This is a genomic window from Actinomadura sp. 9N215, from assembly GCF_044326345.1.
In the GTDB taxonomy this organism is placed as follows: Bacteria; Actinomycetota; Actinomycetes; order Streptosporangiales; family Streptosporangiaceae; genus Spirillospora.
On the sequence record NZ_JBIRBA010000006.1, the window covers coordinates 325,265 to 340,543 of the forward strand.

Sequence of the window (15,279 nt, forward strand, 5' to 3'; positions counted from 1 at the left end):
TCCATGAGCGAGACGTCCGTGCCGCCGTCCGGGTTCCCGCCTTTACGTTGTAGATTTTTAGCTTGGGCGGCGGGCCGCCGCCGCCCACATCACGAGCCGCGGGCCGAGCTCGTGCAGCCCGGCCTTGATCTCGGCGTCCCAGTACGAGCGGATCTCCGGGCCCCACCGCTCCTCGGGCAGTTCCGCGAACCCGTGCCGGGCGTACCAGGGTTCGTTCCACGGGACGTCCCGGAACGTCAGCAGGCTCACCCCGGGCGCCCCCTCCGCGGCCGCCCGCGCCATGACCGCGTCCAGGAGCCGGGCGCCGATGCCGCGTCCGACCAGGTCACCGCGCACCGAGATCTGCTCCAGATGGACGGCCCCGTCGACCTCCTCCAGCGCCGCGAAGCCGACCGGCGAAGCACCACCCGGCAGAGCACCGTCCGGCAAAGCACCGCCGGGCAGATCACCACCAGGCGAGGCACCGGCCGGCGGAGCACCATTCGGCGGAGGACCGGCCACGAGGATCTCCGCGCCCTTCTCGATCATCTGCTCCACCACGGTCGGCCCGGGCGGGAACACGATGCCGATCTCCGCGAACATCGCGTCCCCGGAACTCTCGATCGGCGGCAGGCCCGCCAGATCCTCCGGCCGCGCCGCCCGAACCTCGTACTCCATCCCATGATCGTAGGTCGTCCACGGGCGGCCGTCCCTACCCTCGAAGGAGACTCCGGCATTGAGTTCCTGCGTCCATCGGCACAGTGTTTCCCGCTCGCCGCGTCCCGGGCCGATGCGAGGGAGTTGGAAATGGTCCGCGCCTCCGTCTGATCCGTGATATCGCGCGGCGGAGCGCCGCCCTCTCGACCGGCATTGTCGGGAGGCCGCCCGCTTGGCCTCCTTTTCGCCGGGACGGGGAATAGGAATTCCCATGCCACGACCCTGGCGCGCGGTGGAACCGTGGTGCACCGGACGGCCATTGAAGAATGTCCGCGAGGCTAGCCGCCATCGCCCTATCGGACGTGCGCATACCCGGAGAATGCGCCAGATTTATCCGAATACTTCTATTTTGTCCGGCCAGGTTCGGCCAGCGCCGGGTGAGCGGTGTCGCCCAAGGTCATCGAGTCGAATGGGTGGCCAAACACCCGATCCCCGTGCCATGCTGCGGCACGTTTCGCCATTCGCGAAGGCGAAATCGGGAGCGCCCCCAAAGGAAAGTCACGACGAGCGAAAAGGAGAGACGATGAAGAAGTACGAAACGCCCGTCCTCGTGGCGGCCGGCTCGTTCCGCAAGGCGACCGGACTACTCCTCCGCAACGGCAACGACCGCGTGATCTTCAGCAAGAACTGACGATGACGCGCCCACACCATGCCCATGTCTGAGCACGGCGGCATGCCGGGCCACGGCGAGGCGTACTTCGCGGTCCTGCCGGACCACGAGGCGGCCCTCGCCGTGGCCGCGGGCCTCCCGCACACCAAGACCCTGCGGCACCCCTCCGGACGGCCCTGGCTGATCGGGAACTGGACGGACGCCGAGATCACCGTCGCCGAGGCCGGCGACGCCCGGCTAGCGCTCATCGGCGCCCACTCCCGCGACACCGGACGGATCGAGCGGGAGGCGGCACGGCTCACCGGCCTGGCCTCGCTCGACCGGCTCGCCCGCACGCTGCCCGGCTGCTTCCACCTGGTGGCCTCCCTCGGCGGCCGGACCCGCGTCCAAGGCGACGCGGCCGGGCTGCGGCTCGTGTTCCACGCGCGGGCGCACGGCGCCTCGGTCGCGTCCGACCGCGCCGACGTCCTCGCCGCGCTGACCGGCGCAGACCTGGACGAACGCCGGCTCGCGGTGCGGCTGCTGTGGCCCGTCCCCCATCCGCTCCTGCACGCGCCGATGTGGCGGGACGTGCACGGCGTGGAGCCGGGCTCCCACCTCGTCCTGGACGCCGAGGGCCGCGCCAGGACGCGCCGCTGGTGGTCGCCGCCCGAACCGGAGCACTCCCTGGCCACCGGGGCCGCCGACCTCCGGACCGCGCTCGGCCGGGCGGTCGGGGCGCGCACCGCGGGCGGCGGCATCGTGAGCTGCGACCTGTCCGGCGGCCTCGACTCGACGTCGGTCTGCTTCCTCGCCGCCAGGGGCGAGGCCGAGATCATCGCGAGCACGTGGCCGGGACGGGACCCCGCCGACGAGGACCTCATGTGGGCGCGCCGGGCCGCCGCACACCTGCCGGACGTCGAGCACGCGGTGTGGCCCGCGGACGAATCGCCCCTGGTCTACGAGGGCCTCCTGGAGATCGACGACCCGATGGACGAGCCGTCCATCGGGATGATGGACCGGGCGCGGGTGCTCAGCCACGTCCCCCGGCTGATCGCCAAGGGCAGCCGCCTGCACCTGACCGGCATCGGCGGCGACCAGGTCGCCTGGTGCTCGGAGGCGCACTACCACCGGCTGCTGCGCAGGCGGCCGCTGCCCGCGCTGCGGCGGCTCCGCGGGTTCCGGGCGCTGTTCGACTGGCCGCTCGGCCCGATGGCGCGGGCCCTGGCCGACGGCCGCCCGTACCGGCGGTGGCTCGCGGACACGGCCGCCGACCTGCGCCGTCCGCCGCAGCCGCCCGTCCTCGGCGCGCTCGGCTGGGACGGCGCGCCCCGCCTGTTCGACTGGATGACGCCCGACGCGGAGCACGCCGCCGCGGAGCTGATCCGGGACGCCGCCCGGACCGCCGAGCCGATCGCGCCTGACCGGGGGCAGCACGCCGACCTGCAGGCCGTCCGGGTGTGCGCCCGCATCATCCGGCAGTGGGAGCACATGAGCGCCCGCGCCGGGCTGCCGATGTCGTCGCCCTTCCTGGACGACCGGGTCATCGAGGCGTGCCTCGCCGTCCGCCCGGAGGAGAGGGTCACCCCGTGGCGGTACAAGCCGCTGCTGGTCGCGGCGATGCGCGGCGTCGTCCCCGCCGCGTGCCTGGCGCGGTCGAACAAGGCGGAGGCGTCGATGGACGCCGCCGACGGCCTGCGCGCCCACCACGGCGACCTGATGACGCTCTGGGACGGCTCCCGGCTGGCCCGGCTCGGGCTGGTCGACGACGCGCGGCTGCGGGCGCTGTCGGCCCGTCCCGCGACCCCCTCGCTGCGCGAGGCAATCTTGTACTCGACCATCGGCTGCGAGGTCTGGCTCCGCACCCTGGACCGGCCCGCGGCCGCCGCCGCCGGCGCGCCCGCGCCCGGACGCCCGGCCCGACCCACCGAAGAGGAGACCGGATGACGTTGCGACTGCGCCCCGGCGTGTCCACGGCGGACACCGCGTACGGGACGGTGCTGCTCGACGAGCGCAGCGGAGACTACTGGCAGCTCAACCCGACCGCGGCGGCGGTCGTCCGGCGGCTGTCGGCGGGCGACAGCGCGACGCAGGCCGCCGCCGCCCTCGCCGAGGAGTTCGACGTCGACCCGGCGCAGGCCCTGCGGGACGTGACCGCGCTGGTGGAAGACCTCCGCACCGCCCGGCTGGTGACGGCGTGACCGTTCCGAGCGCGCTCCACCGCCCGTCCGGGACCCCGCCGTCGCGGCGCGCGGCGGCCAGGGTCGCCGTGTCGCTGGCCCGGCTCCTCGCCCTCCTCCCGCCCGGCTACATCCGGGCGGTCTTCACCGTCCTGCGCGTGGGCGCCCGTCCCGCCACCTACGACCAGGCGCGGGCGGCGCGCGGCGCGGTCACCTCCGTCAGCCTCACCTGCCTCGGGCCCCGCGGCTGCCTGCCCAGGTCCCTCGCGACGGTCCTGCTGTGCCGGCTGGGGGGCGCGTGGCCGACCTGGTGCGTCGGCGTGCGGACGCTGCCCCCGTTCGGCGCGCACGCGTGGGTGGAGGCGGACGACCGGCTCGTCGACGAGAGCGTCCCGGACGGCTACCTCGCGCCGCTGATCACCGTCCCGCCGCGGAGCGCGAAGCGCCGTGACCGCTGACGCGCCCGGAGGGCTGCGGGACGTGCTGCGCCTCGCCGCGGGGCACCGCGGCCCGATCGCCGCGACCGTGGCCCTGACCCTCGGCGCGTCGGCGCTCGGGCTGGCCCAGCCGCTGGTCGCGCGGGAGGTGATCGAGGCCGCGGGAGCGGGCCGCGCGGTGTGGCGCGGCGCGGCCGCGCTGGTCGCGCTGTTCGCCGCGCAGGCGCTGGTCCAGGCGCTGGTCCGGTTCCAGCTGGCGCGCACCGGCGAAGGGATCGTGCTCGGCGTCCGGCTCGACCTGATCGACCGGCTGCTGCGGCTCCGCATGCCCGCCTACGACCGGCACCGGGTCGGCGACCTGATCTCCCGGACGGACGCGGACACGTTCGCGCTCCGGCAGATCGTCGCCGGCGGCCTCACCGACGCCGTGACGGGCACGGTCGGCCTGGCCGCCACGATCGCGCTGATGCTCTGGCTCGACTGGACGCTCTTCGCCTGCGTCGCCGCCATCGTCCTGACCGCGGGCGCCGCGCTCGCGGCGGCGCTGCGCGGGATGCGGGCCGCGTCGCTGCGCGGCCGGCGGGCGACCGGCGAGATGGCCGCCGACCTGGAGCGGGCGCTCAGCGCGATCCGGACGGTCAAGGCCGCGCGCGCCGAGGCCCGGGAGGGCGAGCGCATCGGCGGCCGGGCCCGGGCCGCGCACGCCGCCGGCGTCCGGACGGCCCGGTTCGACGCGCTGGTCGCGCCCGCGACCGAGCTGGCGGTGACGGGCTCGTTCCTGCTGGTGCTGCTGGTCGGCGGGGCGCGCGTCGCGGGCGGGGCGGGCACCGTCGCCGACCTCGTCGCGTTCCTGCTCTACATGCTCTATCTGACCGGGCCGCTGGGCGCGCTGTTCGAGTCGCTCAGCGTCGTCCAGCAGGGCACGGGCGCCGCGCACCGCATCACCGAGGCCCTCGCCCTGCCGCAGGAGACCGGCGAGGACCCGGCGCAGTCCGCGGACGCGTCGCCGGCGGACGGATGCGCCCTCGCGCTGGAGTTCCGCGACGTCTGGTTCGGCTACCGGCGGTCGCGGCCGGTCCTGCGGGGCGTCTCGTTCGAGGTGCCGCGGCGGGGCCAGGTCGCGCTGATCGGCCCGTCCGGCGCGGGCAAGTCGACGATCTTCGCGCTGGCCGAGCGCTTCTACGATCCCGACCGCGGCGAGGTGCTGCTCGACGGCCTGGCGGCGGGCGCCGCGAGCAGGTCGCGCCACCGCGCCGGGATCGGCCTGGTCGAGCAGGAGTGCCCGATCCTGGACGGCACCCTCCGCGACAACCTCGCCTACGCCGCCCCGCACGCCGCGGACGACGAGATCCGCGAGGTGATCGCCATGACCAACCTGACGGGCCTCGTCGCGCGGCTCCCCCACGGCCTGGACACCCCCGTCGGCGAGCACGGCCGCGAGCTGTCGGGCGGCGAACGGCAGCGCATGGCGATCGCCCGCGCGCTCCTCCCCCGGCCGCGGCTGCTGCTGCTGGACGAGCCCACGTCCCACCTCGACCTGGAGAGCGAACTCGCCCTGCACCGGACCCTGGACGAGGTCGCCCGGCGGTGCGCGCTCCTGGTCATCGCGCACCGGTTCGCCACCGTCCGCGCCGCCGCCCGCGTCATCGTCCTGGACCGGGGCGAGATCGTCGCCTCCGGCGCCCACGCGGACCTCATGAAGACCTGCTCGTACTACCGCGGCATCGCCACCGCACGGCCGCGCGAGCACGCGCCCGCACACCGCTGACCTCCCCCCGGACGACGCCCGCACACCGCTGACCTCCCGCCGGACGACCGCCCGCTCACCCGCGCAGGGGAGCGGGATCACGCCCGGGAGGGAGTCCGGGCGCCGGGTGCGGGCCCTTCACTTGCAGTGAACGGTTCACACGAGGATGAAGGGCTCCGCGGTGTCGAAGAATGTGGCGTCGGCCGTCCACCGGATGCACGGGCGAACGGCCGAGGGCGTCCCCCGGTGGGCGGTGATCGCGGCCTATGCGGCGAGCCTGGCCGTGCTGCCGTCCTGCGTCTGGCGGATCGCACTGGGCTTCGGCGCGCCGATCGGCCCGTTCACGGGCGACATCGACGACATGCGCGGGGACCTGCCCGGCTGGATGCCGATGTGGTCCTACACGATCCTGCTGAGCGTCCTCAGCGAGGCGCTGGCGTTCCTGGCTGTCGGGCTGGTCAGCCGGTGGGGCGAGGTGTTCCCCCGCTGGGTGCCGCTGCTGCGCGGGCGCAGGGTGCCGACCCTGGCCGCCGTGATCCCCGCCAGCGTGGGCGCGACCGTCCTCACTTTGGGAACACTGACAGGGGCACTGACCTTCGACGAGTTCACCGCACCGGACGGCAGCACCGTCTACCTCGAAGGGTGGAGGCTCGGGCTGTTCGTCGCGTCCTACGGGCCGCTGCTGCTCTGGGGGCCGCTCCTGGCGGTCGCGACCGTCGCCTACTACCTCCGCCGGACGCGGACCCCGGTCCCCCAGACCTGACCACCCGGAAATCCAGGTGCGGACGGCCCGCGGCCAAGGTCATCCTGGAACATGGGATGGACACTCACTGACGACCTCGAAGAGTTCCTGGCGCGGGCGGACGGATTCCTGCGCGAGGATCCCGTCGTGAACACCGTCGCGCTCACCGTGACCGAGGACCTGCGCCGACAAGGCGCCCGCCTCTACGGGACCACTCTCTTCGGCTGGTGGACGGACGCCGGACGGATCGACGGCACCTTCCTCTGGACGGGCTCGTACCCGCCGCTCCTGAGCGCGATGCCGGAACGGGCGGCGCGCGACCTGGCCCACGCCCTCGCCGCGCACGGCGAACCGGTCCCACGCGTCGCCGGGGAACCGACGACCGCCAGAGCGTTCGCGGAGACCTGGACGAACGGGACGGTCCCGTCCGGCAACACACACCCACCGACCGCACCCACGTCCGACACGACCAGCACAACCACCGCGCCCGGCACAACCACCGCAGACAGCGCAACCAGCGGCGCAGACGGCGGTGCGGACAGCGCGGACGGTTCGGTCGGTGCGGACGGTTCGGTCGGTGCGGACGGTTCGGTCGGTGCGGACGGTTCGGTCGGTGTAACCAGCGCGGGCGGTGCGGTGGGGCGGACGGTCGCGGCCGCTGGGCGGAGTGGGGACGGCACAGGCGGTGCAACCAGTGCGGGCGGGGCGGTGGGGCGGACGGTCGCGGCCGCTGAGAGGGGTGCGAACGGCGCGGGACGGGTGATGGAGCGGCAGCGGCTGTACCGGCTGGGTCGCCTGGACGTTCCCGACCCGCCGCCGGAGGGCGCCGCGCGCGTCGCAGGCGGCGCCGACCGCGCCCTGGTGCTGGACTGGTTCGCCGCGTTCGACCGGGAGTCCTTCGGGGACGGCGACGTGAACCGGACGGCGGTCGAAGGCAAGCTCGGGGACGGCCGCGTCACCCTGTGGGAGGTCGCCGGACGTCCGGTGGCGGTGGCGGGGCGGACGCCCATGGTCGCCGGGATGACCCGGGTGGCGCCCGTGTACACGCCGCCCGAGCACCGCCGCCGCGGCTACGCGGCCGCGGTCACCGCCGCGGTGACGCGGGCGGCGCTGGACGCGGGCGCCGCCGACGTCGTGCTGTTCACCGATCTCGCCAACCCGACCAGCAACGGCGTCTACCTGCGGCTGGGCTACCGGCCGGTGGAGGACCGGGTCGTGCTCGACCTCACCTGAGACCGCCCCGCCCCCGGCGGCGTTCCGGAGGCTCCCGCGCGGGGGCTCACTTGACGCCGGCCTCCTTCATCTCGCGGAGTTCGCGCTTCAGCTCCTTGATCTCGTCGCGGAGGCGGGCGGCGAGCTCGAACTGCAGGTCGGCGGCGGCCTGGTGCATCTGGGCGGTCATCTGCTCGATCAGTCCCTCCAGCTCCTCGCGGGGGCGGTCGCCGACGAGGTCGGCGGCGTGCCTGCCGACCTCCCTGGTGCGGGACGCGAGACCCGGGACGGGGGCCTTGCCGCGGCTCTGCTGGCGGCCGGTGCCGCCGATCAGGGTCTCGGTGTCGGCGTCCTCGCGGGCGAGGGAGTCGAGGATGTCGGCGATGCGCTTGCGGAGGGCCTGCGGCTCGATGCCGCGCTCGGCGTTGTAGGCCTGCTGCTTGGCGCGCCGCCGGCTGGTCTCGTCGATCGCGCGTTCCATGGACGGCGTGACCGTGTCGGCGTACATGTGGACCTGGCCGGACACGTTGCGGGCCGCGCGGCCGATCGTCTGGATGAGGGACGTCTCGGAGCGCAGGAAGCCTTCCTTGTCGGCGTCCAGGATCGCGACGAGGGACACCTCCGGCAGGTCGAGGCCCTCGCGGAGCAGGTTGATGCCGACCAGGACGTCGTACTCGCCGGCGCGCAGCTCGCGGAGCAGCTCGATGCGGCGCAGCGTGTCGACCTCGCTGTGCAGGTAGCGGACCTGGATGCCGAGTTCGAGGAGGTAGTCGGTGAGGTCCTCGGCCATCTTCTTGGTGAGGGTGGTGACGAGGACGCGCTCGTCCCGCTCGGTGCGCTCCCGGATCTCGTGGATGAGGTCGTCGATCTGGCCCTTGGTCGGCTTGACGACGACCTCGGGGTCGATGAGGCCGGTGGGGCGGATGACCTGCTCGACGACGTCGCCCTTGACGCGGTTCATCTCGTACGAGCCCGGCGTCGCCGACAGGTACACGGTCTGGCCGATGCGGTCGAGGAACTCCTCCCACTTGAGGGGCCGGTTGTCCATGGCGGACGGCAGCCGGAAGCCGTGCTCGACCAGCATCCGCTTGCGGGACGCGTCGCCCTCGTACATCGCGCCGATCTGCGGGACGGTCTGGTGGGACTCGTCGATGACGAGGAGGAAGTCTTCCGGGAAGTAGTCGAGGAGGGTGTTGGGGGCGGTCCCCGGGCCGCGCCCGTCGATGTGGCGGGAGTAGTTCTCGATGCCGGAGCAGGTGCCGACCTGCCGCATCATCTCGACGTCGTAGGTGGTGCGCATGCGCAGCCGCTGCGCCTCCAGCATCTTGCCCTGCCGCTCCATCGTGGCGAGGGTGTCCTCCAGCTCGGCCTCGATGTCGCGGATGGCCCGCTCCATCCGCTCGGGCCCGGCGACGTAGTGGGACGCGGGGAAGACGTACAGCTCCTCGTCCTCGGTGATCAGCTCGCCGGTGAGCGGGTGCAGGGTGGCGAGCTTCTCGATCTCGTCGCCGAACATCTCGATGCGGACGGCGAGCTCCTCGTACTGCGGGATGATCTCGATGGTGTCGCCGCGGACGCGGAACGTGCCGCGGGTGAACGCGAGGTCGTTGCGGGTGTACTGCATGCCGACGAGCTGGCGGAGCAGGTCGTCCCGCTCGATCTCCTGGCCGACGCGGAGGCGGACCATGCGGTCGACGTACTCCTGCGGCGTGCCGAGGCCGTAGATGCAGGACACGGACGCGACGACGACGGTGTCGCGGCGGGTGAGCAGCGAGTTGGTGGCCGAGTGCCGCAGCCGGTCGACCTCGTCGTTGATCGAGGAGTCCTTCTCGATGTAGGTGTCGGTCTGCGGGATGTAAGCCTCGGGCTGGTAGTAGTCGTAGTAGGAGACGAAGTACTCGACGGCGTTGCGCGGCATCATCTCGCGCAGCTCGTTGGCGAACTGGGCGGCGAGCGTCTTGTTCGGCTGCATGACCAGGAGGGGCCGCTGCACCTTCTCGACCAGCCACGCGATCGTGGCGGTCTTGCCGGTGCCGGTGGCGCCGAGCAGCACCGCGTCCTTCACGCCGGCGTCGACGCGGGCGGCGAGCTCGGCGATCGCCTGCGGCTGGTCGCCCGACGGCGTCATCTCGGTGACGACCTCGAACGGCGCCACGCGCCGCCGCAGATCCGTGATCGGCCGCATCGTCGCCCTCCCCCTCAGTCCAGCGTCGTCCCGTGCTTCCCCAACAGTACGCAAGGCCACCGACATTCCGTATCCGCGCTGGTCAAGCCCAGAATTCCGGGCCCGGGCGGCGCCGTCAGGAGGCCGGGAGCGGGATCCGGGCGCGGACGGCGTAGCCGCCCCTGCGGGGCCCGGCCTCGAAGCTGCCGCCGAGGGCCGTGACGCGCTCGCGGAGCCCGACCAGGCCGTTCCCGCCGCTCGGCAGGCGGTGCTCGGGGCGGGCGGTGGGCGGGTCGTTGGCGATCTCCACCTCGATGGCCTCGGGGAGCAGGTCGAGCCCGACGCGGGTGTCGGCGGCGCCGGCGTGCTTGTGGACGTTGGTGAGCGCCTCCTGGACGAGGCGGTAGACCGTCCGTCCGACGGCGGCGGGCATGGGGCGCTCGTCCCCGCGGATCGCCAAGTCCACGCGCAGGCCCGCCGCGCCTGACTGCCCGACCAGCTCGCGGACGTGCGCCAGGGTCACCGCCTCCTGGGGCAGCGCCTCCTCGCCCTGCCGCAGGACGCCGATGACGTGGCGGAGTTCCTCCAGGGCCTGGCGTCCCATGTCCCCGATGACGCCGGCGGTCTCGGCGGCCCGGCTCGGGTCGCGGACGGCGATCGCCCGCAAGGCCCCGGCGTGCACGACCATGACGCTGATCCGGTTGGCGACCACGTCGTGCATCTCCCGGGCGATACGCGTGCGTTCCTCTCCCCGCGCGCGCTCCGCCAGAAGGTGCTGTTCCCGTTCGAGGCGCGAGGCCCGCTCCTGGAGCGAGACCACGAGCTGCTTCCGCGCGCCCATGTAAAGGCCGAGCAGGACGGGCACGGCGACGAACGCGACACCGAATATGGCCTGTGCGAGGAAGGACTCATCCGACGACGTCGGCCCGGGGAACGCGAGCGAGCTGGCGTATCCGATCAGCGCGAGTGTCAGGACCGTCCTGCGGGACGTGGTGTACGCGGCGAGCGAGTACAGGATGACGAGCGCGGCGAACGCGCCCGCTCCGGTGACCGTGCCGAAGGCGAGCAGGAAGAGCATGAGGCCGACCGGGTACACGCGTCGCACGACCGTGGCCAGGCCGACGATGACGCTGCACACCGACACGACGGGCGGCGGGAGCCAGAAGTCCTGCTCGACGAACCAGAGGAAACAGCCGTCGCCGGCGGCCAACGTCACGGCCATGGCGATGTCGAGAGCGCGTGACCGCCGGGCAGGCCACGCGGACGACCACCAGCCCCGCACGTGCATGCGACGAGCCTATAGCGACCCGCGGGTAGCCAAGGCCGACCTGGTCAGGACGGCGAAGCCGCCCAGGTCAGGACACCGGCGGGCGGATGCCGGGCCGGATCGCCGCAAGGCACGCGAATCCCCCTGCCCATGGGGCTTTCCCGCGCTCCGGGTGCTGTGGTTACGATGACGGCACCGACCGTGCTGTTCGAGTGGGGACGACCCCCGCGCCCCCGAACCGCGCCCCGAAGCGCCTCCGGCGCCGACCCAGGACGGGGTAACCGCAGAACATGACCCGCCTTACCAACTGGTTCGGGAAGAACGCCGACGCCGTGATCGCGCTGGTGCTCGCCGTCGTCGTCGCGGTCATCGGCCTCGGCGTGCAGTTCGACAACGAGGCGGAGATCACCAACAGCGCGATCCTCGCGGTGATCGGCCTCCTGGCGACGTCGGTGCTGCGGGACCGCGGGCGCCGCATCCCCGTCGAGGCGGAGGTGCGCGACACGCTGCGGGCGTCGTCGTCCACGCTGGACGACCTGAGCGGCAGGCTGACCCACATCGAGAGGTTCGAGAACGTCCTGTCCGACACCAAGCGCGCCCTGGACGAGACCACGGTCGTCCGTGTCATCAGCGGCGCGCAGGTGGCGCAGGTGCTGGAGGAGGCGCGGCGCGAGACCGACCGGTGGTTCTTCAAGGGCGGGACGGGCACCTACATCCGCGCGCGGACGCTCCCCGAGTGCGTGGCGGCGGCGCGCAGAGACCGCCGTACCCTGCTGTTCCGCCTGGAGATCCTCGACCCCACGAACGTGGAGGTCTGCGAGGCGTACGCGCGTCACCGCCGCTCGGTGTCGGACGGCCCGGACGCGACGGGCGAGCCCTGGACGCTGGAACGCACCCGCAAGGAGGCGTACGCCACGCTCCTGGCGGCGTGCTGGCACAAGCAGCGGTTCGCGATGCTCGACATCGACATCGGCCTGTCGCGGACGATGACGACGCTGCGCTACGACCTGGCGTCGTCGAAGGTCGTGGTCACGCGCGACGACCCGCGCGGGGAGGCGCTCGTCGTCGACAGCAACAAGTTCTACTACAGCTGGGTCAGCGCGGAGCTGCAGACCAGCCTGGACCAGGCCCGCCGGGTCCCCGTCGAGCAGGCGCGGCTGGCGCCGCTGGACGACGAGCCGACCGTCGAGGAGGTCCGCAAGCTCTTCGAGGTGATCGGGATCGACCTCGCGCAGGGCTACACCGACCGCGACGTCATCGAGATCATCCGTAAGGCGCTGCGGGCCAGAGACCCCTACGAGTAACCGTTGAGCACGAGTGACCGTGAACTGGTGACGGAGTGAGGTACGAGGAGATCCGCCAGGAGATCCACGCCGGTACGGCGGCGCGGACACTGCCGGCCTGGGCCGGGCGCGTCCTGGACGACGTCGCGGCGGGCCGTTCCGCCGTTCCCGCCCTGCGCCATCCGCTGGGGTTCGTGTGCCTTCCGGTGGAGCGCACCGGCGACTTCGGCGTGTGCCTGCACATCTGGACGCCCGAGGTGCGCGCGGCGCCGTCCACCACGTCGCTGGTGCACTGCCACAGCTGGGACCTGCTCAGCTTCGTCCTGTACGGGACGGTGCGGAACGTGCGGATGGACATCCGGACGGGCGCCGACGCAGAGTCGGCGGAGGCGACTGCAGAGTCGGCGGAGGCGACGCAGCAGGTCTTCGAGGTCGTCAGCCAGGGCGACGTGGACGAGCTGAGGGCCACCGGACGCGCCGTCCGGTACTCCCCCGGCCGTTCCAGCGCGCACCGGACAGGCGAGTCGTACACCCTGCCGGCCGGTGTGTTCCACACCACGCTCATCGAGGACGGTGAGGAAGCGGCCACGGTCGCCCTGGGCCGCCAGACGCCCGGCGGTGGCGACCTGTCGCTCGGCCCTCTGGACACTCCCAGTCACCGGGTGCATCGTTCGCGTTCCGACCATGCCGACACGGTGCGTGCCCTTCGGCGTTCCGCCCGCAGGGTCACCGCCGCTCATCCGACCTATGCGCGGGCCGCGTCCCTCGGCCGCGTGCCGGACCCGGCTGGAGAGACCCGATGAGATCCATGACCCCGTCACCGGCCCTCCCGGTCGATCTCGCGGCGGCCCGCCGCCTGGCGGTGGACGCCGCCGAAGCGGCGGGCGACCTGCTCAGCGCGGGCGTGGGCGGGCCCTTGGGCACCCGTGTGAAAGGCACGGGCGGGGACGTGGTGACCGATCTCGACACGGCGGCCGAGGATCTGATCGTCGGCCTGCTGCGGGACGCCTATCCGGGGCATCGCATCGTCGCCGAGGAGTCCGGGGTCCTGGAGGGCGCGCCAGGCGAGGAGATGGTCTGGCTCGTCGACCCCCTGGACGGCACCAACAACGTGGCGATCGGGATGCCGGTGTACGCGGTGGGCTTGGCGTTGTGCGCACGCGCCGAACCCGTTCTGGGCGTCGTCCACGACCCGGTGGCGGGACAGACGTGGTCCGCCGTGCGCGGGTGGGGCGCCGTTGGGCCGGACGGTGCGCCGCTGACGCTCGCAGACCGTCCACGGCCTGGACGGGAGAAGAATCCCGTCCTGGCATGGACGCAAGGCCATCAGGTCAAGTCGAGCGATCCCGTGGCGTTCGCCATGCGCTCGGCTCTGGAGGACCAGTGCGCGCGGATGCTCCAGCTTTGGGCGCCACTGGTCGCGTGGACGATGCTGGCCCGCGGCGACATCGACGGGATCGTCGGCTATCTGCCCGAGATCGTGGACCTGCCGGCCGGGGCGCTGCTGGCGGCCGAGGCGGGCGCCGAGCTGCGCCGCCTGGACGGGCGCCCCTACGAGCTGGAGATCGACCGTCCGGCGTCCGAGCTGGGGTTCGTGGCGGCGCGCCCGGAACTGCTCGACCGCCTGCTGGCCACCACGACGAAGATCACGGCACGGCTGGGCGACCAGAACGGCCACGTCGCCTAGCGGAACGCTCACCCGGTCAGCAGCAGGGCCGGGACGGTGGCCACGCAGCCCGCGACGGCCAAGGCCGTCCCCGTGAGCACGAATTTGCGCATGGGGACACGGACGTCCCAGCGGCGGCACCATTCGAACCACAGCAGCGTGGCCAGCGACCCCCACGGCGTGATGACGGGCCCCACGTTCGTCCCTATGAGCAGTGACAGAAGCTGGTCCCGGTTCGAGGCGGGCACGGCGGACTCCCCCGCCACATACGCGGGCAGGTTGTTCAGGACGTTCGACAGCCCGGCTCCCGCGAACGCGGCCCGGAACGCGCCCCCGGCGCCGTCGTCCCCGCCCACGAGGGCGCGCATGGCGTCGTCCAGCCCGAACCGTTCGAGCGTCGGCACGACCAAGAACAGGCCCGTGACGAACACCATCAGCTGCCACGGAATCAGCGCGGGGCGCAGCGCCGCCCTGTCGCGGACGGCGAAGGCTCCCACGGCGACGACGGCGGGGATGGTCGCGGCGATGCCGAGCTGGACGCCGGTGTGCACGCCGGCGAGGATCGCGCCGATGAAGATCAGGCAGGCGAGCCCGGTGGCGGAGAACAGCACGCGGTCCTGGACAGGCGCGGGCTCAGGCGGGTCGTAGGTGTCCGCGCCCCGCATCCGTCGCCGCCAGTAGAACGCCCACAGCAGCGCCATGGTCACGGCCAGGACCGCGAGCTGCGGCGCCCACATGCGCGCGGCGAATTCGCGGGTCTCCAACGCGACCCGGTCGGCGGCCAGCAGATTCGTGAGGTTCGACACCGGCAGCAGCAGGCTGGCGGTGTTGGCGAGCCACACGGTGGTCATGGCCAGCGGGAGCGTCGCGATGTGCGCGCGCGCCGCCAGCGCCAGCATGACCGGTGTCAGCAGCACGGCGGTCGTGTCGAGGTTCAGGAAGATGGTGGTCAGCGACGCGAACGCCACGCACAGCACGAACAGCGCGCCATAGTTCCCGCGCCCGGCCCGTGCCAGCCGCTGCGCGATCGCGTCGAAGACCCCGGCCTCCTTGGTGAGCTCCGCCAGGACGATGACGCTGAACAAGAAGAGCAGCAGGGGCGCGACCCGTTCGACACTGGAACGCGCCGTATCGGCAGGCAGCAGACCGGTGGCGACGAACACGACACCCAGGACGAGGACGCCGATGCGGATCCAGTCGAGAACTCCCAGGGAGCGTGCCGCGCGACGCGCGGTCTCGATCCGGCCTGACACCGCGCCATGATCCCATAGCCCGTGCGGCGCGCCGGACTCCATG

General features: G+C 73.0%; 14 protein-coding genes. 10 read left to right on the forward strand and 4 right to left on the reverse strand.

Features of this window, described 5'->3' with window-relative positions:
• Window positions 1-57: 57 nt before the first annotated feature.
• Window positions 58-657: a GNAT family N-acetyltransferase gene (locus ACH34T_RS13480; protein WP_395992404.1), complete on the reverse strand. Its 600-nt coding sequence runs from the start codon at window positions 655-657 to the stop codon at window positions 58-60.
• A gap of 562 nt (window positions 658-1,219) precedes the next feature.
• On the opposite strand from ACH34T_RS13480, the gene ACH34T_RS13485 reads away from it, so the two are divergent.
• The 7 genes from ACH34T_RS13485 to ACH34T_RS13515 all read left to right on the forward strand — a co-directional run bounded on the left by ACH34T_RS13485 (window position 1,220) and on the right by ACH34T_RS13515 (window position 7,624).
• Window positions 1,220-1,327: a keywimysin-related RiPP gene (locus ACH34T_RS13485; RefSeq protein WP_395992405.1), complete on the forward strand. Its 108-nt coding sequence runs from the start codon at window positions 1,220-1,222 to the stop codon at window positions 1,325-1,327.
• Window positions 1,328-1,351: 24 nt separating this feature from the next.
• The gene (locus ACH34T_RS13490; protein ID WP_395992406.1) at window positions 1,352-3,232 is read left to right on the forward strand and encodes a lasso peptide isopeptide bond-forming cyclase; all 1,881 of its coding nucleotides are present in this window, start codon (window positions 1,352-1,354) and stop codon (window positions 3,230-3,232) included.
• Window positions 3,229-3,486 carry a lasso peptide biosynthesis PqqD family chaperone gene (locus ACH34T_RS13495; RefSeq protein WP_395992407.1) on the forward strand — a complete coding sequence of 86 codons (258 nt, stop codon included), beginning with the start codon at window positions 3,229-3,231 and terminating at the stop codon, window positions 3,484-3,486. Before ACH34T_RS13490 ends, ACH34T_RS13495 begins: the two co-directional genes overlap by 4 nt.
• Complete coding sequence (locus tag ACH34T_RS13500; protein WP_395992408.1) at window positions 3,483-3,923, forward strand: lasso peptide biosynthesis B2 protein; 441 nt, start codon at window positions 3,483-3,485, stop codon at window positions 3,921-3,923. The genes ACH34T_RS13495 and ACH34T_RS13500 overlap by 4 nt, the downstream gene beginning before the upstream one ends.
• Complete coding sequence (locus ACH34T_RS13505) at window positions 3,913-5,670, forward strand: ABC transporter ATP-binding protein (RefSeq protein ID WP_395992409.1); 1,758 nt, start codon at window positions 3,913-3,915, stop codon at window positions 5,668-5,670. The genes ACH34T_RS13500 and ACH34T_RS13505 overlap by 11 nt, the downstream gene beginning before the upstream one ends.
• Before the next feature lie 160 nt (window positions 5,671-5,830).
• On the forward strand, window positions 5,831-6,412 hold the full coding sequence (locus tag ACH34T_RS13510) for a hypothetical protein (RefSeq protein ID WP_395992410.1): 582 nt from the start codon (window positions 5,831-5,833) through the stop codon (window positions 6,410-6,412).
• A 51-nt stretch (window positions 6,413-6,463) separates the two neighbouring features.
• Entirely contained in the window at window positions 6,464-7,624 is a 1,161-nt protein-coding gene (locus ACH34T_RS13515; protein ID WP_395992411.1) for a GNAT family N-acetyltransferase, read from the forward strand.
• A gap of 46 nt (window positions 7,625-7,670) precedes the next feature.
• Here the strand turns inward: ACH34T_RS13515 and uvrB are convergent, their stop codons facing one another.
• On the reverse strand, window positions 7,671-9,788 hold the full coding sequence (uvrB, locus tag ACH34T_RS13520; RefSeq protein WP_395992412.1) for an excinuclease ABC subunit UvrB: 2,118 nt from the start codon (window positions 9,786-9,788) through the stop codon (window positions 7,671-7,673).
• A gap of 115 nt (window positions 9,789-9,903) precedes the next feature.
• Window positions 9,904-11,055, reverse strand: coding sequence for a sensor histidine kinase (locus ACH34T_RS13525; protein WP_395992413.1), 1,152 nt, complete (start codon window positions 11,053-11,055; stop codon window positions 9,904-9,906).
• A gap of 269 nt (window positions 11,056-11,324) precedes the next feature.
• On the opposite strand from ACH34T_RS13525, the gene ACH34T_RS13530 reads away from it, so the two are divergent.
• Genes ACH34T_RS13530 through ACH34T_RS13540 form a run of 3 tightly spaced genes read left to right on the forward strand, consistent with a single transcriptional unit; the run spans window position 11,325 to window position 14,004 of the window.
• Window positions 11,325-12,338, forward strand: a complete 1,014-nt coding sequence (locus ACH34T_RS13530; RefSeq protein ID WP_395992414.1) for a hypothetical protein — start codon at window positions 11,325-11,327, stop codon at window positions 12,336-12,338.
• Between the two features lie 35 nt (window positions 12,339-12,373).
• Window positions 12,374-13,120, forward strand: a complete 747-nt coding sequence (locus ACH34T_RS13535) for a hypothetical protein (protein WP_395992415.1) — start codon at window positions 12,374-12,376, stop codon at window positions 13,118-13,120.
• On the forward strand, window positions 13,117-14,004 hold the full coding sequence (locus ACH34T_RS13540; RefSeq protein WP_395992416.1) for an inositol monophosphatase family protein: 888 nt from the start codon (window positions 13,117-13,119) through the stop codon (window positions 14,002-14,004). The genes ACH34T_RS13535 and ACH34T_RS13540 overlap by 4 nt, the downstream gene beginning before the upstream one ends.
• An 8-nt stretch (window positions 14,005-14,012) precedes the next feature.
• Here ACH34T_RS13540 and ACH34T_RS13545 read toward each other — a convergent pair whose 3' ends face one another.
• Entirely contained in the window at window positions 14,013-15,236 is a 1,224-nt protein-coding gene (locus ACH34T_RS13545) for an SLC13 family permease (RefSeq protein ID WP_395992417.1), read from the reverse strand.
• Between the last annotated feature and the right edge of the window lie 43 nt (window positions 15,237-15,279).

Excerpts from the sequence above, each read along its gene's own strand:
- ACH34T_RS13480 (WP_395992404.1), bottom strand. The coding sequence starts at position 657 with ATGGAGTACGAGGTTCGGGCGGCGCGGCCGGAGGATCTGGCGGGCCTG.
- ACH34T_RS13485 (WP_395992405.1), top strand. The coding sequence starts at position 1,220 with ATGAAGAAGTACGAAACGCCCGTCCTCGTGGCGGCCGGCTCGTTCCGC.
- ACH34T_RS13490 (WP_395992406.1), top strand. The coding sequence starts at position 1,352 with ATGTCTGAGCACGGCGGCATGCCGGGCCACGGCGAGGCGTACTTCGCG.
- ACH34T_RS13495 (WP_395992407.1), top strand. The coding sequence starts at position 3,229 with ATGACGTTGCGACTGCGCCCCGGCGTGTCCACGGCGGACACCGCGTAC.
- ACH34T_RS13515 (WP_395992411.1), top strand. The coding sequence starts at position 6,464 with ATGGGATGGACACTCACTGACGACCTCGAAGAGTTCCTGGCGCGGGCG.
- uvrB (WP_395992412.1), bottom strand. The coding sequence starts at position 9,788 with ATGCGGCCGATCACGGATCTGCGGCGGCGCGTGGCGCCGTTCGAGGTC.
- ACH34T_RS13525 (WP_395992413.1), bottom strand. The coding sequence starts at position 11,055 with ATGCACGTGCGGGGCTGGTGGTCGTCCGCGTGGCCTGCCCGGCGGTCA.
- ACH34T_RS13530 (WP_395992414.1), top strand. The coding sequence starts at position 11,325 with ATGACCCGCCTTACCAACTGGTTCGGGAAGAACGCCGACGCCGTGATC.
- ACH34T_RS13540 (WP_395992416.1), top strand. The coding sequence starts at position 13,117 with ATGAGATCCATGACCCCGTCACCGGCCCTCCCGGTCGATCTCGCGGCG.